Source organism: Herbidospora sp. RD11066, assembly GCF_054661255.1.
Genome location: NZ_BAAGDO010000005.1, coordinates 367,098 through 392,181 on the forward strand (window position 1 = coordinate 367,098; position 25,084 = coordinate 392,181).

Genomic DNA, 25,084 nt, shown 5'->3' on the forward strand with positions numbered 1-25,084 from the left:
TCAGTGATGCTACGTAGCCGATGTCGGCAGGTTGAAGACGAGGTCGAGCGCCGTCACCTCGAAAAGGTGCGCGATGTACGGCGTCATCCCCACGAACCGCATCTCCGCCGGATGTTCCTCCGCCGCGTGATAAAGGTGAATCAACGTCGCCAGCCCCGACGAATCGATGAACGTCACCCCCGTCAGGTCGAGCTCGATGACCTTCAGCCCGCCGTTCATCAACCCGGGAGTCAGAGCCGCCAGGTCGCCCGACGTCGTGTAGTCGAAGTCGCCCGACAGGATGAGCCGGGTGGTCCCGGGCTCCGGATGTTCGGTCTCAACGAGGAAAGGCGCGGTGTCCATCAGGCTCCATCTGCGGCGAGCGTGCCCTGGGCCAGCAGGTGGCGGGCGCGCGGGAAATCGTGCAGTTCGTCGTGGAGGAGGCGCAGGGCCAGCGCCACCGACCTCGCGGGCACGCCGCGGGCGCGCAGGAGGTCGCAGGTCCACTGGACGAAGTCGGTGAACAGTCTCGTGTCGTCGATGTAGAGGGCGGCGGCGAGGAAGTCGGCGATGTGGCCGAGGTCGTCGGCGGTGTGGTCGGCCTGGGCCTGGGTGTAGTTCACCATCGGCGGATAGCGGCGGGGGAGTTCGGCCATCACGCGGGCGAGGATCTCGCCCCGGCGCTTGACGAACAGGGTGTACTCCTCGTCGGCCAGGTGGGCGAGCGACTCGCCGGGGGTGGGGAACGACGGGAGCCTGCCCTGGTCGAGCAGGTCGGCGGCGGCGTCGGCCGTGGGGGCCCAGCCGTCGGCGCCGAGTTTGACGGCGAAGCGGCCGTCGGCGCCGAAGCCCGCGCCGCCGGCCAGCACCGGGATGCCGACGGCCTGGCAGGCGGTCAGGGTCGCGTGGGCGCGCGGGAGGCGGGTGGCCAGGGCGCAGCCGATCGCGACGGCGTCGGGGCCGGTCTGGTGCAGGTGGGTGATCAGGTGGGGGCCCGGGACGTTGGCGCCGAGGAAGTCGACCTGCCAGCCGCGCAGCCGCAGGACCTCGGCCAGCAGGCGGGTCGGCAGGGCGTGGTATTCGCCGTCGGTGCAGGCCACGGTGATGCGGCTTCTGGTCGGGCGGGGGCGCACGGTGGTGGCGATGGCGGCCACGGCGCGTTCGCTGATCGCGGTGGCGCCGTGTTCGCGGGCGACCGACCAGTCGCCGGCCGCCCACAGTTCGCCGACCCGGCGCTGCGCGGGGGCGATCACGTCGAGGAGGACCCGCTCCGCCGGGGTGCCCTCGCTCAGCATGGCCAGCACCAGGTCGATGGCGCCGAACTCGTCGGCCGAGCCGAGGCGTTCGAGGTAGTGGTCGACCGCGTTCATCGCGACCGCCGGATGGCCAGCAGGGCCCGGTCGTCGAAGACCCCTCCCGCCAGCCAGTCGCTGTTGAGCTGCTCCAGGCGTTCGACCACCGCCGTCGCCGGGAGACCGGCGCAGGTGGCCAGGGCGGCCTTGAGGCGGGCGGCGCCGTACATCGCGCGGCCGGTGGGGCCGCCGAAGGCCTCGGTGATGCCGTCGCTGTAGAGGAGCAGCAGGTCGCCGGGGGCCAGGTCGATCGTGGCGGTGCGCAGGGTGAGCAGGCCCGACTTGAGGGCGCCGAGGAGGGTGCCCCGGGCGTCGACCTCTTCGACGACGCCGTCGGCCCGCAGCAGCAGCGGGGCCGGGTGGCCGGCCACGGCGAGGTCGATCACGCCGCCCCTGATCGCGGCCAGCACCAGCGTGACGTGGGAACGCGGCGTCGGGGAGCCCAGCAGCGCCTTGTTGATCAGGCGCATGAGCTTCTCGGGGTCGCGTTCGAGCAGCAGCAGGGCGCGCAGGCTGTGGCGGACCTGCCCGGCCAGTACGGCGGCGCGCGGGCCCTTGCCGCACACGTCGCCGAGGGTCACCAGCGGGCCGTCGGGGCTGGGCAGCACGTCGTAGAAGTCGCCGCCGATCAGGGCGGTCTGCTGGGCGGAGCGCAGCGAACCGGCCAGCTCCAGGCCGTCGACCACGGGCAGGGCGGGCGGCAGCAGGTCGCCCGCGAGGATCGCGTTGGTGGTGCTCTGCTCCTGGTAGAGCACGGCGGCCGAGATGGCGGCGCCCGCGCGGGCGGCGAACACCCGCACCAGCGTCTCGGTCTCGTCGTCGTAGCTCGCGCCGCCCTCGCGGCGGGCCAGGACCAGCGCCCCGGCGGGCACGCCGTTGCCGGGCAGCGGGGTCACCAGCAGGTGGCCGACCGGGCCGAAGTCGGCGGGCAGCAGCCAGTCGGGGGCCTGGGCGGGGTCGAGCCAGCGGCTGGGCACCGGCGGGAACCCGGCCAGCGCCTCGCCCAGACCCGGCACCTGGTCGGCCCAGGCGACCGGGATCTCGCCCTCTTCCAGCCCGGCTTCGGAGAACCGCAGCCACGAGGTGCGGCGCAGGCCGCCCGGCGGCAGCACGACCATCGCCGAGTCGGCGAGCAGGCCGGACGCGAGCTCGGTGGTGGCCCGCGCGCACCGGCGCGTGTTGAGGGAGGCGGACAGCCGCCGCCCGGCCTCGACGAGGAACCGGGTGCGCTCCCGCTCGGCCCGCAGCGCCTGGGCGCGGGTCTCCTCGTCGGTGACGTCGCGGAGATACCAGGCCTGGTGGACGATGCCGAAGATCTCCCGGCGCACGCGCAGCAGCCGGTCGCCGACCGCCTTCTGGTAGGTCTCCCCTGGTTCTCTGCTCCGGTCGAGGAGACCGGCCAGGTCGCCCGGCACCATCATCTCCATCGCGGCACTGTTGACCAGCACGATCGCTCCGTCGGCGTCGCACAGCACGACGCCGTCGGGAGCGGCTTCCACGATCGCCCGCAGCACCTCTGTCGAGGGGGCATGCGTTACGGAGTCCATCACCGGCCCTTTCACACGAGGATCAGCCAACTTTACCCGGGTGGGTCAGCTCCACGCGTGGAGCGATATTGCCCGGAAAGATGGCAATCATGCGGGTTGCGAATTGACCGGCGAGTGCCGGGTAGTTAGCGTGCGACGAGCTATCACAGGGGGACGGAGTGAACACCGACCAGCATCTCCGGTGGGCGATCACCACCGACCTGATCGAGTTGCGCGGCAGGGTCGCGGCCATGGGCTCCGACGCGGGGCTGCGGGGCCACCGTCTCAACGATCTGGTCACCGCGGTCAACGAGGCCGTGATCAACGTGCTGGAACACGGCGGGGGCGAGGGCGTCGTCGAGATGTGGTACGACGCCGAGGGCCTGACCGTCGAGGTCACCGACTCGGCGGGCACCCTCCAGCCACAGGACATCCACCGCAGCCGCCCCTCGGCGACCACGCCACGGGGGTTCGGCCTGTGGCTGATGGGCCAGCTGTGCGACGAGTTCAGCATCTCCCAGATGGTCGGCCGATCCCGCATCAGATTGCGTATGACCCTTGCCCAGTCACCCCGCTAGCCGCGTCACACCGGCGGGCGTAGGCTCACGACACGTGAGCGATCGAGCCGTCAGGCACAGAAGTCGGACGCACCTGCCGACGGAGGAGACCGCGTGAGCGTCGACCTGGACTTCGCTGCTCGCCACGCGGGTAGGCCCGCCGGAGCCCTGACCCGCCGCGACGTGGCGCGCGCCCTGCTGGCCGTGCAGTCGGGGCAGGCCCTGGTGTCGCTGCCCGACCTGCGCCGCGACCTCATGGCGGCCGGAAACCCGCTGACGGTGGTGTTCTGGGAGTCGGCCAAGACGACTCTGACCCGCATCGAGTCGGGCGTGGCCACCGTCGGCGACGTCCAGCGCTGGCTGGAGTCGACCGGCACCGAGCCGATCCTGCTGACCCGCAGCTACTTCGTCTGGCCCGACGAGAGCGAGCGCGGCCCGGTGGCCACCGAGATGTACGACCGCCTCGTGGCCCATCTGGAGGAGCTCGTCGAAGCGGGTGTCATCGACCCCGACGCGCTCGCGCAGGGGGATGTGACCTCGCGGCAGGCGTACGAGGAACTGCAGGAACGCTGGCTGACCGCGGGACTGCCCGATGGGCGGGTCCCGGGCGTGTCGGTGAGCGAGGAGCAGGACGCCGAGCTCTACGCCGCCTGGGACGAAGAGGAGGCCTACGCCCTCCAGGAGCTCAGGAGGGCCCTCGACGACCTGCCCGAGCCGCCGTTCCCGAAGGAAGACCTGAGGGTGGCCACCGAACGCCTGCGGCGCTCGCTGGTGTCGCCCGGCTTCCCCGGCAACGTGCTGCGGGCCTGCGCCGGGCTCGACGAAGACCTGCTGCCCGACGCCGACGAAGACCTCTGGCTCCAGGTCGCGGCCGGGATCGCGGCGCCCATCTCCGACCTGCCCGACGAGGTCGACGCCGCCCGGTTCTTCGACCTCGACGGCGAGCTCAGCCACGAAGACTCGGTGCTGGCGTCGCTGTGCGCGATCCACCACGCAGACTGGCTGGCCGCGATCGTCGCGCTGACCCGCTATGGCCCCGGGGTGCTGGCCTCGCCCGAGCGCATCGCCCGGTTCATCGCCGACTCGGAAGACCTGGTGAGCGAGCCCGACGACCCCGAGGAACTGGAGGCGACCGAGATGCTCTTCACCTCGGTCACCCCGCTGTGGGCCCATCTCGGGATCGTCGACAAGGCCGAGGTGCTCACCCCGCTCGGCTGGTGGGGGCTGCCCAAGGCGCTGGAAAGAGCCTGGTCAGGCGACTAGATCGGCATATTCGGGGTGGCGCTCGATGTAGCCCTTGATGAACGGGCACATCGGCACCACCTCCAGGCCGCGCTCGCGGGCCGAGTCGAGCACCGCGCGGGCGAGCTTCGAGCCGAGGCCCTTGCCCTCGAAGGCCGGATCGATCTCGGTGTGCACGAACACGATCCGGCCGGGCTTAGGCAGGCGGTATTTCACGAAGCCCGCGACGGTGCCCTCGACACTGAGCTCGAAGCGCCCGGCCTCGGCGTTGTCGGCGACGTCAGTCACTTTTCGGATTCCCCTCGTGGGGCACCTCGATCTTCGCGATCTGCCGGTTCATCGACTTGATCAGGAAGAACAGGGCCACGCCGATGGCGGCGACGACCAGGAACCCGAGAAGGCCGGGGCCGATCGCCGTCGGGTCGGTGGCGGGTGTGGCGGTCGAAATCACGGTATGCAGTCTACGAGCAGGGGGTGGCGCCGGTTCCGGCGGGGACCTGGATGCCCGCGAACAGGTCGTCTTCCGGCAGGGTCACGTCGACCAGCGAACGGGCCAGGTGGTAGTCCTCCGTCGGCCAGACCTCCTGCTGGATCTCGCGCGGGCAGGCGAACCAGAAGCCGTCGGGGTCGACCTGGGTGGCGTGGGCCATCAGGGCGCGGTCGCGGGTCTCGAACCAGTCGGCGCAGGGGATGCGGGTGGTCGTCTCCCACTTCTGCGGCCGGTCTTCCCAGCGGGCGATCCAGTCGGCGTAAGGGGAGCCGAGGCCGCGGGCGTTCATGGCCTCGTGGAGCGCCTCGAAGCGCGCCTTGGTGAAGCCGCCGTGGAAGTACATCTTGAGCGGCTGCCAGGGCTCGCCGGTGCCCGGGTAGCGGTCGGGGTCGCCGGCCGCCTCGAAGGCCTCCACCGACACGCGGTTGGTCTTGATGTGGTCGGGGTGCGGGTAGCCGCCGTCGTCGTCGTACGTGAGGATCACGTGGGGGCGGAACTCGCGCACGGCCGCCACGAGCGGCGCCGAGGCGACCTCGATCTCCTGAAGGGCGAAGCAGCCCTCGGGGAGGGGCTCGTTCTCGTCTTCCGGCAGGCCCGAGTCGACGAAGCCGAGGAACCGCTGGTCGACGCCGAGGATCTCCCGCGCGCGCTCCATCTCCAGGCGGCGGACCTCGCCCATGTTCTCCAGGATGTCCGGGCGGTCCATCTTCGGGTTCAGGATCGAACCGCGTTCGCCACCCGTGCAGGTCACGACGAGGACGTCGACGCCCTCGGCGGCGTAGCGGGCCATCGTCGCGGCACCCTTGCTCGACTCGTCGTCGGGGTGGGCGTGCACGGCCATCAGCCTGAGCGCGTTCGTCACGGCTCTCCTTGTCGCTTCAATCCAATAGCGTTAACGGGAATTGTCTCGGACAACGCCGGGGAAGCGCAGGGAGATTCCGCTCATGTCGTCACCAGCACCACCGCCGGCGCCGCGGCCCATCCTGGGCACCCCCGACGAGTATCCGCCACGGCCGCCCCTGGGGCGAAGCCGGTTCGTCGTGTACGTGATCATGGCCGTCGTCGTGGCCGTCGTCGCCGGCGGCTGGGGTTACGTGATCCTGTCGGCCAGGGGTAACCCCGACGTGCGGGCCACCGTCATAACCTTCGACACCAGCCGCCCCGACTCCGCCGAGGTCACCTTCACGGTGAACAAGCCGGACGACCGCGCGGCGACGTGCCGTCTGAGGGCCGTCGACGTCCATCACGTCGAGGTCGGGACCCGGGAGATCACCATTCCTCCGGGCGGTGGTGACGTCGCCCTCACCGAACAGGTGAGGATCAGCGCGCAAGCCACAAGCGTAGACGTTCAGGGCTGCTCCCTCGTATAGACTGGAATCTTTGGGGAAGCGTTCGAAGGCGTTAACTTGTTAGCCCTTCGACTCACCTAGGGAAGCAAGGAGAACCCGCGTGGCCGTCTCCCAGAACGAAAACGTCACCTGGCTGACGCAGGAGGCGTACGACCGCCTCAAAGAGGAGCACGACCGCCTTTCCGGCCCGGGTCGGGTTGAGATCGCGAAGAAGATCGAGGCCGCCCGGGAAGAGGGCGATCTTAAGGAGAACGGCGGCTACCACGCCGCCAAGGACGAACAGGGCAAGATGGAGGCCCGGATCTTCCACCTCCGCCAGATCCTCGACTCCGCGAGAGTGGGGGAGGCGCCGCGTACCGAGGGTGTGGTCGGCCCCGGTATGACTGTGACGATCCGGTTCGAGGGTGACGACGAAGAGGTCACCTTCCTGCTCGCCTCCCGTGAGGAAAGTGGTTCGCCGATCGACGTCTACTCGCCGAAGTCGCCGCTGGGGGCAGCGATCAACGGCAAGAAGATCGGCGAGAAGGCCAGCTACTCGATGCCCAACGGCCGCTCGATCACCGTCGAGGTGCTCGAGGCCGTTCCCTACGTCGGGAGCTAGGCAGTCCCACGGATATCTGGATCCGCCGGAGAATCACGCTCCGGCGGATTTTGACTTCTCGGATCCCATTGGGCAATCTCGTGGAACGGGACAGCCCGATGAGTCTTCGGAGGGAGTGGTGGCGTGCCCGACAGGCGACCGAGGGTCGGACACCTCCTCAGGGAGGCCCGCCAGGATCTCGCCTTCCGGCCCCGCCTCCGCCGGCCCCATCTCGCCAGGAGGGCGGTCCCGGTCATCGGGGTCGTCCTCGCGGTGGTTCTGATCACCGATTTACTCGTCCTGGCCGGGCTCGATCCGGTGGAGGAACGCGCCGCGCTCGACGTCCGCCGGGCCCCCGTCGCCGGTGACTACGTCGCCGCCAGCGGCCAGCTCCCCACCAACGCGGTCGCCCCCTTGGGCAAGCTCTCCCGCCCCCACCTCTTCGTCGTCGCCTCCCAGACGCTCACCTCCGAGCAGGTCGACAAGGTCCGCGGCCAGAAGGGCGTGAAGACCGTCGAGATCGCCGACGCCGCCGACGTCAACCTCGGTGGCTGGCGGGTGCCGACGATGGGCGTCGACCCCTCGACGTTCCGGCGCTTCACCCCGAAGAAGACCGCCTCCTCCGACGAACTCTGGTCCAACATCGCCAACGGCGACGTCGCGGTCTCCTACGAGCTCGGCCAAGAGGGCGGGCTCAAGCTCGGCGAAGACGTCCGCAGTCCCGGCGCCGAACTGCGGGTGGGCGCCTACGCCACGGTCGGCATGGGGTCGATCCACGCCGTGGTCTCCCACGACACCGCCGGCCGGCTCGGGCTGCCCCACGGCAACGCCATGGTGGTGAGCGCGCCCAGCGTCGACTCGGCCAAGCTGCGCAAGGCGCTGCTGAAGGTGCTGCCGGGCAGCCAGATCGCCACGATCAACCCGGTCGTGGTCGCCCCGCCGCAGCAGCGCACGATCACCCGGCCGCAGCAGGTCATCCAGTGGCCGGCGTCGGCGTTCATGACCAGCCCGCAGACCCAGACCGCCCTGAAGGCGGCCGCCTCGAAGCTCGGCAGTCCCTATGTGTGGGGCGCCGAGGGCCCCGACACGTTCGACTGCTCCGGGCTGGTGCAGTGGGCCTTCGCCCAGGCGGGCATCAAGATGCCCCGGGTGACCAACCAGCAGTGGGCGACCGGGCCGCAGGTCTCGCTCGCCCAGGCCCAGCCGGGCGACCTGCTGTTCTGGCGCAGCGACCCGACCAACCCGGGCTACATCTCCCACGTGGCCATCTATTGGGGCGACGGGCAGATGCTCCACTCGCCCCGCACCGGCGACGTCGTGAAGATCGCGCCCATCAACATGCGCAACCTCGCCGGGGTGGTCAGGGTCAGCCCTCAGGTCGCCTCTCAGGTTCGATAGGCAGCCCGGCCTCCAGCAGCGCGAACGCCTCGTCGATCATCTCGGCGAAGCCGATGTCCTCCTCCGACGTCGCCCAGTTCTGCAGGACCGGGATGATCGTGCCCATGACGGCGCCGACCAGGATGCGCACCTGGAACGAGGCGGGGTCGGCGCCGGTGCGGCGGCCGATGCCCTCGGCGAGCAGGTCCATCGTGTCGAGCATGTTCTGGAAGATGCGGGCGCGGATGGCCGGGATGCTCATCTGGAGGCGGGAGCGGGCCCTGATCTCGGCCAGGTCGGTGTCGGGGATCCCCCGCATGGCCTCGCCGAAGGCGTTGCGCAGGGCCCTGACGGGCGGCACCTCCGGCGGCTGCGCGGCCAGGCGGTCGAGCAGCAGGGGGTCGTAGTCGTCTTGGACGACGATGTCTTCCTTGGTGGGGAAGTAGCGGAACAGGGTGCTGGGCGAGATCTCGGCGGCGTCGGCGATCTGCTCGATCGTGGTCGCGTCGTAGCCCTGCTCGGCGAACAACCGCAGGGCGTGTTCCTGGATCGTCCGCCGAGTCTTCTCCTTCTTGCGTTCACGGAGTCCCGGCGAGTTCATGGGTCGATTCTCCCGCCGGTTCGGGAGTGGTGCCACGCATGAAGGTCACGATCAGCAGGGCGGCGAGGGCCATCACGCCGCCGCAGGTCCACAGGACCGCGTCCATCGCGTCGCCGAAGGCCGCGCGCCCGGCCTGCGCCCACTCCGGGACCTGGACCGCGGTCGCCACCGAGTCGCGCACCGGCGCGGGGGCGGCCGCCGGGAGCGCATGGGCGTACACGGAGGAGAGAAGGCTGCCCAGCCCGGCCACGCCGAAGGCGCCGCCCGTCTGGCGGAGGGCCTGGAGCACGCCGCTGCCCATGCCGGTGCGCTCGGGCGGGAGGAGGGCGAGCAGGCCGTCCATGGCCGGGACCATCGTCAGGCCCACGCCCGCCCCGGTGACGACGAGCCAGATCGCCGTGTACGAATAGGCGCCCGGCAGCACCGCTCCCAGCATCAGGCCGAGGGCGAGCAGGAGGAGTCCGGCGGTCATGATCGTGCGCAGGGTCAGGCGCTTGATCAGGCGTTCGCCGACCAGGCCGCCGACCATCAGCCCGGCGACCATGGGGACGATGCGCAGGCCGGTGCCCAGGGCGTCGAAGCCCTGCACCGCCTGGAGGTAGAGGGGCGCGACGAACAGCACGCCCATCATGCCGAGCGAGACCACGGTCGCGCCGAAGGCGCCCCAGACGAAGGTGCGGTCGCGGAACAGCCCCAGGTCCATCATGGGGGCGGGGGTGCGGGCCTCTACTCGTACGAAGAGGAAGAGAAGAAGGAGCCCGGCGGCGATCGAGCCGAGGACCACAGGCGAGCCCCAGCCCCGCGCCGGGGCCTCGATCACGCCGTAGACGAGCGTGGCGAGACCGGCGACCGAGAGAAGGGTGCCGGGCACATCGGCCCTGCGGGCGGCGGCGTCGCGCGACTCGGGCACCAGGAACACCACCGCGACCAGGGCGATCACCACGGCGGGCAGGTTGATCAGGAAGATCGAGCCCCACCAGAAGTGGTCGAGCAGGTAGCCGCCGACGATCGGGCCGAGCGGCAGGCCCACGGCCATGCCGCCGGTCCAGACGGCGATGGCCCTGGCCCGCTCGGCGGGCGGGAAGATCGTCGGCAGGATCGACGTGGACAGCGGCATGATCAGCGCCGCCCCCGCGCCCATGAGCGCCCGCGCGGCGATCAGCCAGCCGGTCGAGTCGGCCAGCATCGCGACCGCCGAGGCGACCCCGAACGCGACCAGCCCCGCGACCAGCAGCTTCTTACGCCCGAACCGGTCGCCGAAGACCCCGGCGGGCAGCAGCAGGGCGGCGAACACCACGAGATAGGCGTCGACGATCCACTGGAGATCGCCGGTGGAGGCGCCGAGGTCGACGGCGAGGGTGGGCAGCGCGACGTTGAGCACGGTCGCGTCGAGCCCGATCACGAGAACGGAGAGAACGAGGGCCGAGAGGGCCCACCATCTGGAAGTCACCATGAATTGATAGTAACTTTCAAAAAGTAGTAACTGTCAAAAACTTCTCCGCACGATTCTCGGGCAACGATGTAATGTTGATTACATGAGTGCAGAAGCCGAGTGGTTCGCCCACCGCCTCCCCGAGAACTGGTTCACCGAGCGCCCCGAGGTCGTCGTCGACCGCGAGGAGATCACCGTCGTCGGCACGCTGCCGCCGCTCACCGTCACCGAGGGCCTGCCCGACGTCGAGCGGGCCGCCGCCGAAGAGGGCTACGTCGAGCGGTTCCGCGAGGAGACCCGCGAGCGCCGCATCGAGATCGCCCGGCAGGCCGAGCACCGGTTCCGCCGCAAGGTGGCCTGGGGTGTGAAGATCGGCGACGACACCGTGATGTTCACCACACTTTCCGTTCCGGTCATGACCCGGCTGCGGCAGGGCGAACGGCAGGTGCTCGACACACTCGTCGCCGCCGGAGTCGCCCGCAGCCGTTCCGACGCCCTCGCCTGGTGCGTCCGGCTGGTCGGCGCCCACACCGACACCTGGCTCGCTGACCTGCGCGATGCCCTCCAGGCCGTCGACCGCGTGCGCGCCGCGGGCCCCGGCCGAGTGGACTGAACCAATTCGATGAATGGTCTGGACCATTCACTTTGGCCTATACCAATGTTTAGTCCTGGAGGTCCCGGTTAGAGAAATTTGAAATGGTTTCGTCAGGGGTACGCTCCTTCCATCACCCGGCACGCTGACCTGCAGTTGTGGTGACGAATACCTATTGGTCTACGCCAATTGGATTTACCGGGTATTCGTCGCGGATGATGAATTGGCCCCGACGTGAATTAAGGAGCCGCCCTCGTGTCCGTGTCACTACAGCTTTCGCATCCGACCACTCACTCGGAGCTGGCCGCCTGGGTCAGCGAGATCGCGGAACTCACCGAGCCCGACCGGATCGAATGGTGCGACGGGTCCGAGGCCGAATGGACCCGGCTCACCAACATGCTCGTCAAACAGGGCACCCTGACCCGCCTGAAAGCCCGGCCCAACAGCTTCCACGCCGCCTCCGACCCGTCGGACGTCGCCCGCGTGGAAGACCGGACCTACATCTGCTCGGAACACGAGAAGGACGCCGGGCCCACCAACAACTGGATCGCTCCCGGCGAGATGCGGCGGACGTTCGGGAAGCTCTTCAAGGGTTCGATGCGCGGCCGGACGATGTACGTCGTCCCGTTCTGCATGGGCCCCCTCGGCGGCCCGATCTCCCAGGTGGGCGTGGAGATCACCGACTCGGCCTACGTGGCCGTCTCGATGAAGGTGATGACCCGCATGGGCGATGAGGCCCTGCGGCTCATCGAGGAGCGCGGCGACTACGTGAAGTGCGTCCACTCGGTCGGGGCGCCTCTGGAAAACGGTCAGAAGGACGTCGCCTGGCCGTGCAGCGACACCAAATACATCAGCCACTTCCCGGAGACCCGCGAGATCTGGTCGTACGGCTCCGGCTACGGCGGCAACGCCCTGCTCGGCAAGAAGTGCTACGCCCTGCGGATCGCCAGCACGATGGCCCGCGACGAGGGCTGGCTGGCCGAGCACATGCTGATCCTCAAGCTCACCCCGCCCAGCGGGGAGACCCGCTACATCGCGGCGGCCTTCCCGTCGGCATGTGGCAAGACCAACCTCGCCATGCTCCAGCCGACCATCCCGGGCTGGAAGGTCGAGACGATCGGCGACGACATCGCCTGGATGCGCTTCGGCGACGACGGCCGCCTCTACGCGATCAACCCGGAGGCGGGCTTCTTCGGGGTGGCGCCCGGCACCGGCCAGACCACCAACGCCAACGCGATCAAGACGCTGTGGGGCAACAGCATCTTCACCAACGTCGCGCTGACCGACGACGGCGACGTCTGGTGGGAGGGCCTGACCGACGAGCCCCCGGCCCACCTGACCGACTGGCGCGGAAACTCCTGGACGCCCGACTCGGGCGAACCGGCCGCCCACCCGAACGCCCGGTTCACCACGCCGGCCCACCAGTGCCCGACGATCGCCCGCGAGTGGCAGGACCCGAAGGGCGTGCCGATCTCGGCGATCCTCTTCGGCGGCCGCCGGGCCACGGCGGTGCCGCTGGTCACCGAGGCCCGCTCGTGGCAGCACGGCGTGTTCATGGGGGCCAACGTCGCCTCGGAGAAGACCGCCGCCGCCGAGGGCAAGGTCGGCGAGCTGCGCCGCGACCCGTTCGCGATGCTGCCGTTCTGCGGTTACAACATGGGCGACTACTTCGCCCACTGGCTCGCGATCGGCGAGACCAAGGGCGCGAAGCTGCCCCGGATCTACTACGTCAACTGGTTCAGGAAGGACGCCGAGGGCCGGTTCGTCTGGCCCGGCTTCGGTGAGAACAGCCGCGTCCTGAAGTGGATCGTCGAACGCCTCAACGGCCAGGCCGAAGCGGTCGACACCCCGATCGGACGGCTGCCCGTCAAGATCGACGCCGAGGGCCTGGACATCGCGGAAGAGGACCTGGAACTGCTGCTCAGCGTCGACCGCGAGGTCTGGCGCGAGGAGGCCGCCCTGATCCCCGGCCACTTCGAGACCTTCGGTGACCACCTTCCCGAAGGACTCTGGGAGGAGTACCGCTCCCTGGTCGCCCGATTGGGCTGACCCCACGAGCAGGAGTCCCGCCAACGACGTCGGGATTCCCCCTTTCACGGACGGCCCGCGCTCCAGACGGCGCGGGCCGTTCCGTGCTTTCGGTCCTCCTTCTCCAGGGGGAGGGAACGGCCCCGTATTTAGGCTGATGCGCGAACCACAACCCGCGTGGGATCGTCTAATCGGACGAAACTCTCCCTGGAGTCATCCCCTGGAGGCGGCATGGGCTCCCTATTGCTCTTCATCTCGGCGATCCTCGCGACGACGCTGGTCACCCGGCAGGCCAGGCGGGTGAAGAAGGAACAGCGCCGGGTCAAGGCGGGCAACCACCATCCCCAGAACCCGCCCGATTCCTACTCGCTGGCCTTCCTGGCGGGCGGCCCGCGCCGGGTCGTGAACACCGCGATCGCCGTGCTCGTCTCCCAGAGCCGGGTGCGCATCTCCCGCGACGGCACCGTGACGGCGGTCCGGGGCATGTCCGGCGCCCCCGCCGAGCGGGTCGAGCAGGAGGTCCTCGACCTGGCCGCCGGGGCCAACGGCCGCTCGCTGGCCGACATCCGGCGGACCGTCGCCGTGGGCCCCGCCCTCACCGGCATCGACTACGGGCTGCGCGGCCAGGGCCTCGTGGTGGCCGACTCGGCGCTGAACTCGGCCCGGCGGGCCAACACCAAGCTGCGCTGGCTGATCGCGATCCCGGCGCTGCTCGTGCCGGTCAGCATCGTGACGCTGGCGCTGGGCTGGTTCGACTTCGTGGTCTGGAACGTGCTGACCCTGGTCCTTTCGCTGCTGACCTGGATCATCGCGATGGCGGTGGCGAGCTCCAACGCCAGGGAGAACCACAGCGTGCTCACCCAGGCCGGCCACGAGGTCCTCAAGGCGGCCAAGCTGCGCTACCCGCGCACCCGCGAGCTCGCCTACGCCCACACCGGCGGCAACGACAGCACTCTGGCCCTCTACGGCCTGGCCATCTACACCGGTCCCGGCCACGCCGAGATCTCGCACCACGGCGCCGGGGGCTGCGGCGGCGGGGCCTGCGGTGGCGCGGTGGGCGCCGACTCCGGGTGGGGCTCCGGCTCCGACTTCGGTGGCGGCGACTTCGGCGGTGGCGGCGGTGACTCGGGCGGTGGCGGCGGCGACTCCGGTGGCGGGTCGAGCTGTGGCGGTGGCGGCTGTGGCGGTGGCTGCGGTGGCAGCTGACCGGCTGGGCGTCGGGATCGGCTGGAGGTCGGAGATCGACCTGACCGTCGAGCACCTGCCCGGGGTCGAGTTCACCGAGGTCATCGCCGAGTCGGTCGTCCCGGGCCGGGTGCCCGAGTCGCTGAGGCTGATGCGCGAGCGGGGGATCCCGGTGATCCCCCACGGCGTCGCCCTCGGCCTCGGCGGCGCCGAACGGCCCGACCGGGCCCGGCTCGACCATCTGGCGGCGGCCGCGCAGGCGCTCGGGTCTCCGCTGGTCAGCGAACATCTCGCGTACGTCAGGTCGGGAGACCTCGAAGCCGGGCACCTGCTGCCGGTGCCCCGCACCCGCGACGCGCTCAGCGTGATCGTGGAGAACGTGCGCATCGCCCTCGACTGCCTGCCGGTGCCACTGGCCCTGGAGAACGTCGCGGCCCTGTTCGGCTGGCCGGGAGACGAGCTGACCGAGGCCCAGTTCCTCGGCGAACTGGTCGAACGGACCGGCGTGAAGCTGCTGATCGACGTGGCCAACCTCTACACCAACCAGGTCAACCTGGGCCTCGACGCGGTCAAGGCCCTCGACGCGCTGCCACTGGAGCATGTGGCCTACGTCCACGTCGCCGGGGGCCACGGCCACGGCGACGTGTGGCACGACACCCACACGGCCTCCCCACCGGAAGAGGTCCTCGACCTGCTGTCCGAACTGTGCGCCCGGCACCGCCCTCCGGGGGCACTCCTGGAATGGGACGCCGATTACCCGAGCGATGCGGTCCTGTCGGAGGAACTCGACCGGATCAGAGCGGCGATGAACCGTGTCTGACGCGAGCGCCGGGCAGACCGGCGGCATTCACGTCCGCCGACCGGCTCGCGGGCGGTGGTGATCGTGTCCGACCCGCGCGCTCTGCTCGCCGATCAGCAGCGGGCATTGCTGGCCGCCCTCGTGGCCGGAGCCGCGCCGCCCGAGGGGTTCGATGCCGAACGGTTGCGCATTCAGGCGAGCAGCCTGATCGCCAAACGGCGTGGGCTCGTCGCTGTACTCCGGCCAGATGTCGTCCGAACACTCGGAGAATCCTTCGTCCGGGAATTTCACGGGTACGCTTCCGGCCGGCCGAAACCCCAGGGTGGTTCGCGGGCCGACGCGGCGGCGTTCGCCGAGTGGGTGCGGGAGAAAGGGCTGCTGCCCGAGGAGCCGGAGCCGTCCGAAGGACAAAAGCGGCACTGGTGGCGGCTCACCCCAAAGAGGGATCAATCCCGGTAGGGCCGGTTTGCCGGGGTGTGCCCGGGATACCCTCTGTGGCGTGGGTGGACTACGGTGCGTTGATGGGTCATACCTGACGGTTGATCCCGTGGCATGCCGCGACAGCGCCGGGGTGCCCTACGAGGTCACGCTGGAGCTGTTCCGTGACGGCGTGGCGCTCGGCTCGGTCGGGGAGCGCTGCGGCTGGTTCCTGGCCCGGCTGGCCCGGTCGGTGGCCGAGGCCCGGCAGACCCAGCTGGCCTGGGACGATCCCGACGACCGGTTCCCCGGCGACGGCGACGAGGGCGAGCTGTTCGGGTTCCGCTACCGGAGCCGTACCGAGATCGTGGGCGGCGGGGAGCTCCGCTGCCGGCTCAGGCTCATCCCCATCTGGATGCCGGACAAGGGTGTCAAGGGGAAGTGGCTGCTGATCAGGCGGGCCTACGTCGAGGCGTGGGGCGCCTCCGGCGTCGGGTTGCGGGCGATGGTCACCTCCGGAGAACTCCTGATGTTTCTGAGTTCCGTGGTGACAGAGGCAGAAGTCCGGCTTGGAACCCAATATGGGATGGAACGTAACAGCTCCCTCATTTCGGGAGCGGGGACCGCATCGCGCCCCCGATAATTGTTTGACCATGTCTGTCATGTGACAGCGGGCTCAAGCGAATCACCGGGGGACGTCATGGACCTGCGCGATCTTGTTTACAAGGTGTACGAACGCAGGCTCGAACGAAAGCTCACCTCGATCCAGGCCCCCCGCCACGTCGGTGTGATCGTTGACGGCAACCGCCGCTGGGCCCGCTCGAACGGCCACGACGACGTCCGCCACGGCCACCAGAAGGGCGCGGACAAGATCTCCGAGCTCCTCGTGTGGTGCAAGGAGGCCGGCGTCGAATACGTGACCCTGTGGCTGCTCTCCACCGACAACCTCTCCCGGGACAAGAAGGAGCTCGAACCGCTCCTCCAGGTGATCGAGAATCTGGTCGGTGACCTGGTCGAACAGGGGTGGCACGTCAAGCCGATGGGGTCCCTCGACCTGCTGCCCGACCACACCGCCCATGTCCTGAAAAATGCTAAAGAAGCAACATCACACCGACCTGGGCTGATTGTGAACGTTGCCGTTGGGTATGGGGGTAGGCGTGAGATCGCTGATGCGGTGCGCTCCCTCCTGCAGGAGCACGCCAGCAAGGGGGCGAGCATCGAAGACCTCGTGGAGGTCCTCGATGTGGAGCACATCGCCGAGCATCTCTACACGCGTGGCCTGCCCGACCCGGATCTCGTCATCCGGACCTCGGGAGAGCAGCGTCTCTCCGGATTCCTGCTCTGGCAGAGCGCCCACTCCGAGTTCTACTTCTGCGAGGCCTACTGGCCTGATTTCCGCAGGGTGGACTTTCTGCGGGCGCTGCGTGCCTACGCCGCGCGTAACCGACGGTACGGATTCTGAAACGGCATGTGAACACCCCCTTTCCGCAAGGATTGGAGCGTTGGCGCGGGGGGATTCAGGACGTACCGTAAGGAGTGAGCAACCACGCTCACCTCGGGAGAGGGCCCGTTCTTGCGTCTTGATGACTTCGCAGGAGGGGCCGGTTCCCGGCTCCGCCTTCGAGGCGTCCGGGCCCGGTCCGTTCACCACCAGTCAAGGCAGGGCGCCGACCCCAGGCGCCCGGGGGAGAACGCGTGGCATTGTCCAACCCGTCCATGTCCGGTCACTCGTCTGGCACCTCCCGGCGCACGTACATCCTGGACACCAGTGTCCTGCTCGCCGACCCGGCCGCACTGAGCCGGTTCGACGAGCACGAAGTGGTGCTCCCCGTTGTCGTGATCACAGAGCTGGAAGGTAAGCGGCACCATCCCGAACTGGGATACTTCGCCCGCAAAGCCTTGCGATTCCTGGACGACCTGCGTGTCCAGCACGGCCGCCTCGACGAGCCGATCCCGATAGGCGAGGGAACTATCAGGGTCGAGCTCAACCACAGCGACCCATCCGGCCTGCCGGCCGGATTCCGGCTGGGCGACAACGACACGCGCATCCTGACCGTCGCGCAGAACCTGGCCTCAGAGGGCATCGACGTCGTGCTGGTCTCCAAAGACCTGCCGATGCGGATCAAGGCCGCCTCGATCGGCCTCGCGGCCGAGGAATACCGGGCGGAACTGGTCGCCGAGTCCGACGAGAGCTGGACCGGCATGTCCGAGCTCCAGGTCACCACGGAACACGTGGAGACGCTGTTCGAACATGGCGTCACCGACCTCGAAGAGGCGCGCGACCTGCCGACCCACACGGGTCTGCGGCTGCTGACCAGCAAGGGGTCGGCTCTGGGCAGGGTGCAACCGGACAAGTCGGTGCGCCTGGTGCGCGGCGACCGCGAGGTGTTCGGCCTCCACGGCCGCAGCGCCGAGCAGCGCATCGCCCTCGACCTGCTGATGGACCCGGAGATCGGGATCGTCTCGCTGGGCGGCCGGGCGGGCACCGGCAAGTCGGCGCTGGCGCTCTGCGCCGGCCTGGAGGCCGTGCTCGAACGCCGTCAGCACCGCAAGGTCATCGTCTTCCGTCCTCTCTACGCCGTCGGCGGCCAGGATCTCGGCTACCTGCCCGGCACCGAGAACGAGAAGATGGGGCCGTGGGCGCAGGCCGTCTACGACACCCTGGGCGCGGTGACCACGCCCGAGGTGATCGAGGAGGTCCTCGACCGGGGCATGCTCGAAGTGCTGCCGCTGACCCACATCCGCGGCCGGTCGCTCCACGACGCGTTCGTGATCGTCGACGAGGCGCAGTCACTCGAACGGGGCGTGCTCCTGACGGTGCTGTCGCGCATCGGCGCCAACTCGCGGGTGGTGCTCACCCACGACATCGCGCAGCGCGACAACCTGAGGGTCGGCCGTCACGACGGTGTGGTCGCGGTGGTGGAGAAGCTCAAGGGCCACCCGCTGTTCGCCCACGTCACCCTGACGCGTTCGGAACGCTCCCCGATCGCCGCCCTGGTGACCGAGATGCTCGAAGACATCACCCCGTAACTAGCGGGGCAGCTGCCGGCCCGGAGCCGCGAGGTGCCAGAACTCGCGGCAGGTGTGTTCGCCATAGGACACCGGGCCGGTGGCGGTGTCCGTCCTGGTGATCGTCACGGCCCAGATGTCCTGCCGCTGCCGCATGGCGGTACAGGTCATCTGGGCCTGCGCCGTGGTGGTGATGGGCCGTCCGCCGTTCACGAACAGGGCGAGCCGGAAGCCGTCGGCGTTGTCGGGGTCGTTGCGCACCGACCCGAACCGGGTGAGCTGGCTGGTCTGCCAGGTCAGGCCGTTGAGTTCGCTGGTCAGGCCGAAGGTGGAGCGGGTGCCCGCCTCGAAGAGGGCGGCCATCACGTTGTCCATCGAGTGGGAGGCCACCGCGACCGAGCTGGGTTCCAGCTTTCCCGCGCGCAGCAGGTAGACCGTCGCGACGGCCGCCTTGGGGCTTATCACCGGCGGCGGGCCGCCGTCCTGGACCCCCGTCGGGGTCACTCCGCAGGCGGCCACGAGAAGAACCGCCAAGAGCATCCGCTTCATGGTCTCGGTATCCACAACGTGAACTGGGTTCCGGGGTCGGCGAGCTTCACCGTGATCGTGCCCCGGTGGAGTTCGGCGTTGGCCTTGGCGATCGACAGGCCCAGGCCGCTGCCGCCCGAGCGGGCCCGGTTGGCGCCGGTCTTGAAGAAGCGGTCGAAGACGTGGGGCAGGTCCTCGCGGGGGATGCCGGGGCCGTGGTCGCGCACCCGTACCTCCAGGCCGCTGGGCAGGACCTTGGCCGACACGGTCACCGGGCGTTCGCCGTGCTTGAGCGCGTTGCCGACCAGGTTGGCGACGATCACGTCGAAGCGGCGCGGGTCGACCTGGTAGGTGAGGCCGTCGGGCACCCGGAGGGTCACCTGGTCGGTCCAGCCGCGTATCTCCAGGCACTCGGTCAGTTCGTCGCCGACGTCGACGGTCTCGCGGCGGAGCACGGCCGCGCCCGAGTCGAAGCGGCTGACCTCGATCAGGTCGTCGACCAGGGAGCGCAGCCGCTCGATCTCGGCGACCACGAGGTGGACCGCCTGCCCGGCGTCCGGGGGCAGGCGTTCGGCCTCGTCGGAGAGCATGTCGGTGACGGCGGTCATGGTGGTCAGCGGGGTGCGCAGCTCGTGGGAGACGTCGGCCACGAACCGCCGCGACATCGCCTCCAGCGACGACAGCTCCTGGACGGTCTTCTCCAGCGCCTCGGCCGTCTCGTTGAACGTGGCGGTGAGCTCGGCCAGTTCGTCGCGGCCGTGGACCGGCAGGCGGGTGTCGAGCCTCCCGGCGCCCAGGGCGCGGGCGGCCTCACCGAGGCGGCGTACCGGAAGAAGGACCTGGCGGGCCGACAGCAGCGCGACGGTGAGCGCGAGCACGATGGTGAGCGACCCGGCCTGGAGCAGGGCGGCGCGGAGGTTGACGAGCACGCGGTCGACGTCGGTCATGGAGACGAACACGAAGACCGACATGCCGGTCGAGCGGACCGCGCCGCTGCCGGTCTGGCGTTTCACGTCGGTGCCGACCACCAGGGTCGGCTGGGTGCGGACCTCCATGGTCCGGTAGGCGACGCGGGTGCGGGCGGCGGCCCTGACGTCGTCGGGGATGTCGAGCGGGGTGACCTGGGCGCCCTCGGAGAACCTGGGGGGCTCCTGGCCGTATTCGACGATCACTTGGCGGTCGGGGCCGCTGAGGCTGGTGACGAGGTTGCGCAGGTCGGCGTCGGTGACCGAGGCGTCGTTGGGCCACAGCAGGTCGCTGGTGCCGATGGGCAGGGTCAGCCGGCCCATGGTGTCGCGGACGTCCTCGACCGCGCTCGACTCGGCCCGCCGCAGCAGCTCTCCCCGGACGATCTGGTAGCCGATCCCGGCGACCATGAACGAGGCCGTCACCGCCACGACCGTGAAGGTGACGACGAGCCGCTTGCGCAGGCTGCTCATTTTTGAAGGCTCACGGACCGCTGAAGCGGTAACCGAACCCGCGGACCGTGTGGATGTAGACGGGGTCGCCCGGTGTCGGTTCGATCTTGGCGCGGATGCGCTGCACGCACGCGTCCACAAGCCGCGAGTCGGCGACGTGGGTGTGGTCCCACACCGAGCGCAGCAGGTAGCGCCGGTTGAGCACCTGGCCGGGGTGGCGCACGAGTTCGAGCAGCAGCCGCAGCTCGGTCGGGGTGAGGTGGACCTCGCGGCCCTCCAGGGTGACCTTCAGCGCGCCCCGGTCGATCATCAGGTCGCCGAAGGTGACCCGGTCGGTGGAGGCCGACTCCATGCGGCGCAGGATCGCCCGGATGCGGGCGTCGAGCACGCGGGGCTCGACCGGCTTGATCACGTAGTCGTCGGCGCCGGCCTCCAGGCCGACCACGACGTCGAGGTCGTCGCCGAGGGCGGTCAGCAGGATGATCGGCAGCGAGTCGAGCTTGCGGATCCGGCGGCACACCTCGACGCCGTCGATGCCGGGCAGCATCACGTCGAGGATGACGATCTCCGGCCGCCGCGCCCTGATGTGCTCCAGGGCCTCCTCGCCGGTGCCGAACGCGGTGATCGAGTGACCCTGGCGGGCGAGTGCGAGCTCGAGTCCGGTGCGGACCGAGGGATCGTCTTCAACGAGGAGGATGCCAGCCATCCGGTCATTATGCGGCCTGCCCAGACCGGAAGAAGCTGGCATAAGCCGACGAAATCTTGTGTGACGAAAATCACAACGGCGAAGAAAGTCCTAGTTAAGGGCCTTTGTCTAAAGAAGTGGTCAAGCGGGTTTCGTGAATCGGTTGCGGACCACCCACCCCTACACGGCAAGCTCATAGGTCGTGAGTTCTGGTCAGCCTGTCAGGGAACGCCGCCCCGGGGCCCGTCGCGCCCGTGGGCCTGCGTCGTCGCCCCCACCCCCGCCGCCGTCCCGGCCGAGCTCGTCGGAGGAGCCCCCGCCGCCACCCAAGCGGCCCAAGGGGCCTTTGTTCACGCCCAAGCGGCTGATCATCACCGGCGTCACGGTGGCCCTGATCGCGGGGTTCACCACCTTCCTCGTCAACACCGCCATCGAGAACTCCAAGGTGGTGGCGACGCCTCTCGACGTCCTCGGGTTCGACCCCGACATCATCGGCAACGACCCGCGCATGGACGCCCTGAAGGCCAACGCCGCCTCGGCCATGCAGGAGAAGAACCTCGAAGGCGGTCGCGCCGGACGCAAGGCGTTCGGCCCCGACGACAGCGTCGAGATCCCGAAGGAGGCCCCCGGTGGCGGTGGCTTCCTGCCGGCCGACTTCCCCGCGGGCACCAACCCCGACCCCGGCTCCAACAAGGCCCTCGGCAAGCAGATGAACGCCGCCATGGGCTGGGAGAGCGAGTGGGGCTGCCTGGAGAAGCTCTGGGACAAGGAGAGCCACTGGAACGAGCGGGCGATGAACCGCTCCTCCGGCGCCTACGGCATCCCGCAGTCGCTGCCCGGCAGCAAGATGGCCACCGCCGGTTCCGACTGGCAGATCAATCCGGCCACCCAGATCAAGTGGGGTCTTGGCTACATCAAGGGCCGTTACGGCTCACCTTGTGGCGCCTGGGGGCACAGCCAGCGAGTGGGTTGGTACTAGGTAAGGAATGGTCAGCCTTCGGCAAGGCTGAGCCGCCCTTTGGCGCATTCCCCGCACGCTGAGGGAATGCGCCAAGGGCTGAAAGTCTCCGTCGCGGTCCCTGTCGGAAATGCCGGGCCAGCCGACGACTCGTTCGACGCGTGCGTGCGCTCACTTCTGGAGCTCCCGCCGGACGACTACGAAGTGATCTTCGCCGACGACGGCTCGACCGACGGCACCCGCAAGCGCCTCGACGCCCTCGCGGCCACCCGGCCCAACGTGCGGGTGCTCCACCTCGACCGCACCGGCGACCCGGCCCACGGCCGCAACGCCGCGCTGTCGGTGGCGCTGGGCGAGTACGTCTTCCTGATGAACGCCCACGACCGGCTGGAGCCGGGCGCGCTGGGCCGCCTGTTCGACCGGGCCAAGGAGACCGAGGCCGACGTCCTGGTCGGGCGGCTGACCGGCGACGGCCCGCCCGCCGCGGCGTTCACCCGTGACCGCGACCGGGCCGACCTGCTGCGCGACAAGCTGCTCAGCGCGGTGACCGCGCACAAGCTGTTCCGGCGCGAGTTCATCGAGACCATCCAGCTCCGCTTCGCCGACCGGGCGCTGTCGGAGCAGGCGTTCGTGCTGCGGGCCTACCTGTCGGCCAAGGTGATCGCGGTGGCGGCCGGGCACGTGGTCTGCCACGTCGCGCCGTCCGACGAGCCGGAGCCGGGCGACTGGGACCTCGTCGCCGGGCTGAGCGCGATCATGGACATCGTCGAGGCGCAGACCGAGCCGGGCGTCCAGCGCGACCGCATCGCCGCCCACTTCTTCCGCAGCATCGCGCTGCACCGCCTCGGCCCCGCGTTCCTCGGCCTTCCGGCCGAGCGCCAGGAGCTCCTGTACGGCCATCTCAAGGCCATCACCGCCCAGCGGTTCCCCGGGACCCTCGACTCCCATCTGCCCGTCCACCTGAGGGCCAGGGCCGCGCTGCTGCGTACCGGGGACGCGAAGGGGGTCGCCGACCTGGCCAGGGCGGCGCGCGGCACCCGGCTGGGGGCCGAGCTCGTCGACCTGCGCTGGGAGGGGCCGGTGCTGTCGATCGCCCTGACGTCCGAACTGCTGTCGGCCGACGGGTCGCCCATGCTGTTCGAGGCCGACGGCGAGCGGGTCTGGTGGGTGCCGCCGTCGAAGGTCGACCGGCTCGACCCGGCCCTGCGCGAGATCACCGAGGCGGCCCACGAGGTGCGGATGGAGGTGTACGTCCGGCACACCCAGACCGGTGAGATGCACTTCCTGCCGGTCACCGGTGAGGTCGAACGGCTGCCCGCCGAGGGCGGCGTGCGGCTGCGCGCCTCGGGCGACGCCCGCTTCGACGTCGGCACCGCCGCCTTCGGGCGCCCTCTCGACCCGGGCGTGTGGGAGGTGCACGTGCGGATGCGCGGCGTGAACCCGGCCCGCACCCGCGTGCACCGCCCGGACCACGCCATCACCTCGGCCGGGATGATGGCCGAGTACCCCCGGCGGCTCGTGGTGCCCTGCTGGTCGGACAAGGGCGAGCTGAGCGTCTGCGTCGAACCCCGGTCGTTCGCCGAGTCGATCGCGCTGGTCTCCCAGGCGGCCACCGTGTCGGCGCACGAGGGCGCCGTGTTCGTGTCGGTCCCGGTGCCCTACGTGCCGCCCAACGGCGGCCCGTCGGCCGAGCTGCTGCTGCGCCGGGCGGGCGGGAAGACCGTCGTGGCGCCCGCCCTCATCGAGCCCGGCGAGCCGGGCCGCTTCGCCGGTCAGCTCATCGCCAAGCTCCCCGCCGGACGCGGCGGCCTCACCCGGGGCCTGTGGCGGCCCAAACTGCGCATGGACGGCAGCCTCGTCGACCTCCGCTTCGTCGTGGAGACCCAGCGCGGGAAGGCGGTCGTGCGGACGCGGGAGACCCCGCGCCCGCCCACCCGCTGGAAGCGGTTCGTCGCCTCGATCAGGCGGCGGTACGGGATGGTCTAGGCCCCCAGGTGCTTGCGCAGCGCGGCCTGGAACTCCGACGGCTTCTCGATGTGCGGGCTGTGCCCGGCGTCGTCGATGACGACCTCGGTGTAGTCGCCGTACTCGTCCAGGAAGGCCCTGGTCTGGGCGATCATCGGCTGGGCCGGGGTGCCGGGGGAGCCGGGGATCGCGCCGATCGCGCCCAGGTGGGCGAGGTCGAACAGCGAGGTGTCCGAGACGATCACGTCGTCGGCGCCGCGCAGCCACAGGATCGGCGGCTTGGGGTCGACGCCGCTCAGGTCGATGCGGAAGTGCGCGGGCGACAGCGTGTTCAGCACGCCCCGGGTGCCGGGCGCGACGCCGGGCCAGTTGTCCGAGACGGCCATGTCGCCCGGATAGTGGTCCTCGCCGATGCGGGTGGTCAGCATCGCGGCCAACCAGCGGTCCTCGTCCGGGACGGGGTTCTTGATGTACGTCGTCAGGAACACCCGCCGGGGCGAGAGCGGCCCGTTGCCGAGGTCGCCGCCGGCCAGGGCCGCCACGAAGTCGGGGTTGGCGCCTCCGGCGCCGCTGCCCGCGTGGTCGGCGTGGGTGACCGTCCCGGCGGCGTCGTGGGTGCCGCCGAAGCCGTACGGCGAGACCGGGTTGACCAGCGTGACGCTCGCGATCGCCGACGGGCGGTCCATGAGCGCCTGGAGCACCACGCCGCCGCCCAGGCTCCAGCCGACCAGGTGCACCCGGTCGATCTCCAGGGCGTCGAGCAGCGCCAGCACGTCGTCGCTGTAGTCGCGCACCCCGCGCGAGGCGTCGACCGGCTCGGGGTCGGTGTCGCCGAAGCCGCGCAGGTCCACCGCGAGCGGGCGGCAGGTGTCGGCCAGGGCTTCGAGGGTGTCCTCCCAGAAGGCGCCGGAGGACACGTTGCCGTGCACGAACAGCACCGCTTCGCCCTCGGCGCCGGGCACCGACCGGACGTTCTGCGTCAACCTCGCGGTGCCGATTCGTTCCATGTTCATAG

General features: G+C 70.0%; 27 protein-coding genes. 15 read left to right on the forward strand and 12 right to left on the reverse strand.

The window, feature by feature from the left end; translation table 11 throughout:
• Positions 1-9 precede the first annotated feature (9 nt).
• From ACYQ78_RS21950 to ACYQ78_RS21960, 3 genes are read right to left on the reverse strand one after another with little or no spacing between them, the layout of a single operon-like run.
• Complete coding sequence (locus ACYQ78_RS21950) at positions 10-342, reverse strand: STAS domain-containing protein (RefSeq protein WP_459802741.1); 333 nt, start codon at positions 340-342, stop codon at positions 10-12.
• Positions 342-1,349 carry a cobalamin B12-binding domain-containing protein gene (locus tag ACYQ78_RS21955; protein WP_459802742.1) on the reverse strand — a complete coding sequence of 336 codons (1,008 nt, stop codon included), beginning with the start codon at positions 1,347-1,349 and terminating at the stop codon, positions 342-344. Before ACYQ78_RS21955 ends, ACYQ78_RS21950 begins: the two co-directional genes overlap by 1 nt.
• Positions 1,346-2,878 (reverse strand): SpoIIE family protein phosphatase, encoded by a 1,533-nt coding sequence (locus ACYQ78_RS21960; protein ID WP_459802743.1) that lies wholly within the window; start codon positions 2,876-2,878, stop codon positions 1,346-1,348. The genes ACYQ78_RS21955 and ACYQ78_RS21960 overlap by 4 nt, the downstream gene beginning before the upstream one ends.
• 158 nt (positions 2,879-3,036) lie before the next feature.
• Between ACYQ78_RS21960 and ACYQ78_RS21965 the strand changes: the two genes are divergently transcribed.
• Together ACYQ78_RS21965 and ACYQ78_RS21970 are read left to right on the forward strand one after the other, a co-directional pair.
• Positions 3,037-3,435: an ATP-binding protein gene (locus tag ACYQ78_RS21965; protein WP_459802744.1), complete on the forward strand. Its 399-nt coding sequence runs from the start codon at positions 3,037-3,039 to the stop codon at positions 3,433-3,435.
• Between the two features lie 93 nt (positions 3,436-3,528).
• Positions 3,529-4,677 (forward strand): hypothetical protein, encoded by a 1,149-nt coding sequence (locus ACYQ78_RS21970; RefSeq protein WP_459802745.1) that lies wholly within the window; start codon positions 3,529-3,531, stop codon positions 4,675-4,677.
• On the opposite strand, the gene ACYQ78_RS21975 is transcribed toward ACYQ78_RS21970, so the two are convergent.
• The 3 genes from ACYQ78_RS21975 to mca are packed head-to-tail and all read right to left on the reverse strand — an operon-like array spanning position 4,666 to position 6,008.
• On the reverse strand, positions 4,666-4,944 hold the full coding sequence (locus tag ACYQ78_RS21975; RefSeq protein ID WP_459802746.1) for a GNAT family N-acetyltransferase: 279 nt from the start codon (positions 4,942-4,944) through the stop codon (positions 4,666-4,668). The genes ACYQ78_RS21970 and ACYQ78_RS21975 overlap by 12 nt on opposite strands.
• Positions 4,937-5,107, reverse strand: a complete 171-nt coding sequence (locus ACYQ78_RS21980; protein ID WP_459802747.1) for a hypothetical protein — start codon at positions 5,105-5,107, stop codon at positions 4,937-4,939. The genes ACYQ78_RS21975 and ACYQ78_RS21980 overlap by 8 nt, the downstream gene beginning before the upstream one ends.
• Before the next feature lie 10 nt (positions 5,108-5,117).
• On the reverse strand, positions 5,118-6,008 hold the full coding sequence (gene mca, locus ACYQ78_RS21985; RefSeq protein ID WP_459802748.1) for a mycothiol conjugate amidase Mca: 891 nt from the start codon (positions 6,006-6,008) through the stop codon (positions 5,118-5,120).
• 82 nt (positions 6,009-6,090) lie between these two features.
• Between mca and ACYQ78_RS21990 the strand changes: the two genes are divergently transcribed.
• From ACYQ78_RS21990 to ACYQ78_RS22000, 3 genes are all read left to right on the forward strand, one after another.
• A complete protein-coding gene (locus tag ACYQ78_RS21990) occupies positions 6,091-6,516 on the forward strand; it encodes a DUF4307 domain-containing protein (protein ID WP_459802749.1) in 426 nt (141 codons plus the stop codon).
• 79 nt (positions 6,517-6,595) lie between these two features.
• Complete coding sequence (greA, locus tag ACYQ78_RS21995) at positions 6,596-7,096, forward strand: transcription elongation factor GreA (protein ID WP_459802750.1); 501 nt, start codon at positions 6,596-6,598, stop codon at positions 7,094-7,096.
• Positions 7,097-7,219: 123 nt separating this feature from the next.
• Positions 7,220-8,473, forward strand: a complete 1,254-nt coding sequence (locus ACYQ78_RS22000) for a C40 family peptidase (RefSeq protein ID WP_459802751.1) — start codon at positions 7,220-7,222, stop codon at positions 8,471-8,473.
• Here the strand turns inward: ACYQ78_RS22000 and ACYQ78_RS22005 are convergent.
• Positions 8,442-9,053: a TetR/AcrR family transcriptional regulator gene (locus ACYQ78_RS22005; protein ID WP_459802752.1), complete on the reverse strand. Its 612-nt coding sequence runs from the start codon at positions 9,051-9,053 to the stop codon at positions 8,442-8,444. The two genes, ACYQ78_RS22000 and ACYQ78_RS22005, sit on opposite strands and share 32 nt — an antisense overlap.
• Positions 9,031-10,506: an MFS transporter gene (locus ACYQ78_RS22010; RefSeq protein WP_459802753.1), complete on the reverse strand. Its 1,476-nt coding sequence runs from the start codon at positions 10,504-10,506 to the stop codon at positions 9,031-9,033. The genes ACYQ78_RS22005 and ACYQ78_RS22010 overlap by 23 nt, the downstream gene beginning before the upstream one ends.
• An 82-nt stretch (positions 10,507-10,588) precedes the next feature.
• Between ACYQ78_RS22010 and ACYQ78_RS22015 the strand changes: the two genes are divergently transcribed.
• The 8 genes from ACYQ78_RS22015 (at position 10,589) to ACYQ78_RS22050 (ending at position 18,536) form a co-directional block, all read left to right on the forward strand.
• Positions 10,589-11,098, forward strand: coding sequence for a hypothetical protein (locus ACYQ78_RS22015; RefSeq protein WP_459802754.1), 510 nt, complete (start codon positions 10,589-10,591; stop codon positions 11,096-11,098).
• Positions 11,099-11,332: 234 nt separating this feature from the next.
• Entirely contained in the window at positions 11,333-13,126 is a 1,794-nt protein-coding gene (locus ACYQ78_RS22020; protein ID WP_459802755.1) for a phosphoenolpyruvate carboxykinase (GTP), read from the forward strand.
• A gap of 210 nt (positions 13,127-13,336) precedes the next feature.
• Complete coding sequence (locus tag ACYQ78_RS22025; protein ID WP_459802756.1) at positions 13,337-14,311, forward strand: TIGR04222 domain-containing membrane protein; 975 nt, start codon at positions 13,337-13,339, stop codon at positions 14,309-14,311.
• The gene (locus ACYQ78_RS22030) at positions 14,301-15,110 is read left to right on the forward strand and encodes an MbnB/TglH/ChrH family RiPP precursor modification enzyme (protein ID WP_459802757.1); all 810 of its coding nucleotides are present in this window, start codon (positions 14,301-14,303) and stop codon (positions 15,108-15,110) included. Before ACYQ78_RS22025 ends, ACYQ78_RS22030 begins: the two co-directional genes overlap by 11 nt.
• 63 nt (positions 15,111-15,173) lie before the next feature.
• Positions 15,174-15,548 carry a hypothetical protein gene (locus ACYQ78_RS22035; protein WP_459802758.1) on the forward strand — a complete coding sequence of 125 codons (375 nt, stop codon included), beginning with the start codon at positions 15,174-15,176 and terminating at the stop codon, positions 15,546-15,548.
• 88 nt (positions 15,549-15,636) lie between these two features.
• Positions 15,637-16,149: a hypothetical protein gene (locus ACYQ78_RS22040; RefSeq protein WP_459802759.1), complete on the forward strand. Its 513-nt coding sequence runs from the start codon at positions 15,637-15,639 to the stop codon at positions 16,147-16,149.
• 57 nt (positions 16,150-16,206) lie between these two features.
• Positions 16,207-16,968 carry an isoprenyl transferase gene (locus tag ACYQ78_RS22045; protein WP_459802760.1) on the forward strand — a complete coding sequence of 254 codons (762 nt, stop codon included), beginning with the start codon at positions 16,207-16,209 and terminating at the stop codon, positions 16,966-16,968.
• 254 nt (positions 16,969-17,222) lie between these two features.
• Positions 17,223-18,536 (forward strand): PhoH family protein, encoded by a 1,314-nt coding sequence (locus ACYQ78_RS22050; RefSeq protein ID WP_459802921.1) that lies wholly within the window; start codon positions 17,223-17,225, stop codon positions 18,534-18,536.
• On the opposite strand, the gene ACYQ78_RS22055 is transcribed toward ACYQ78_RS22050, so the two are convergent.
• Genes ACYQ78_RS22055 through ACYQ78_RS22065 form a run of 3 tightly spaced genes read right to left on the reverse strand, consistent with a single transcriptional unit; the run spans position 18,537 to position 21,167 of the window.
• The gene (locus tag ACYQ78_RS22055; protein ID WP_459802761.1) at positions 18,537-19,064 is read right to left on the reverse strand and encodes a hypothetical protein; all 528 of its coding nucleotides are present in this window, start codon (positions 19,062-19,064) and stop codon (positions 18,537-18,539) included.
• Positions 19,061-20,482, reverse strand: a complete 1,422-nt coding sequence (locus ACYQ78_RS22060; protein WP_459802762.1) for an ATP-binding protein — start codon at positions 20,480-20,482, stop codon at positions 19,061-19,063. Before ACYQ78_RS22060 ends, ACYQ78_RS22055 begins: the two co-directional genes overlap by 4 nt.
• 10 nt (positions 20,483-20,492) lie before the next feature.
• The gene (locus ACYQ78_RS22065; RefSeq protein WP_459802763.1) at positions 20,493-21,167 is read right to left on the reverse strand and encodes a response regulator; all 675 of its coding nucleotides are present in this window, start codon (positions 21,165-21,167) and stop codon (positions 20,493-20,495) included.
• A 325-nt stretch (positions 21,168-21,492) separates the two neighbouring features.
• Between ACYQ78_RS22065 and ACYQ78_RS22070 the strand changes: the two genes are divergently transcribed.
• Positions 21,493-22,125 (forward strand): aggregation-promoting factor C-terminal-like domain-containing protein, encoded by a 633-nt coding sequence (locus ACYQ78_RS22070; RefSeq protein WP_459802764.1) that lies wholly within the window; start codon positions 21,493-21,495, stop codon positions 22,123-22,125.
• A gap of 66 nt (positions 22,126-22,191) precedes the next feature.
• On the forward strand, positions 22,192-24,090 hold the full coding sequence (locus ACYQ78_RS22075; RefSeq protein ID WP_459802765.1) for a glycosyltransferase: 1,899 nt from the start codon (positions 22,192-22,194) through the stop codon (positions 24,088-24,090).
• Here the strand turns inward: ACYQ78_RS22075 and ACYQ78_RS22080 are convergent.
• Positions 24,087-25,082 (reverse strand): alpha/beta fold hydrolase, encoded by a 996-nt coding sequence (locus ACYQ78_RS22080; RefSeq protein WP_459802766.1) that lies wholly within the window; start codon positions 25,080-25,082, stop codon positions 24,087-24,089. The two genes, ACYQ78_RS22075 and ACYQ78_RS22080, sit on opposite strands and share 4 nt — an antisense overlap.
• Positions 25,083-25,084: the final 2 nt, after the last annotated feature.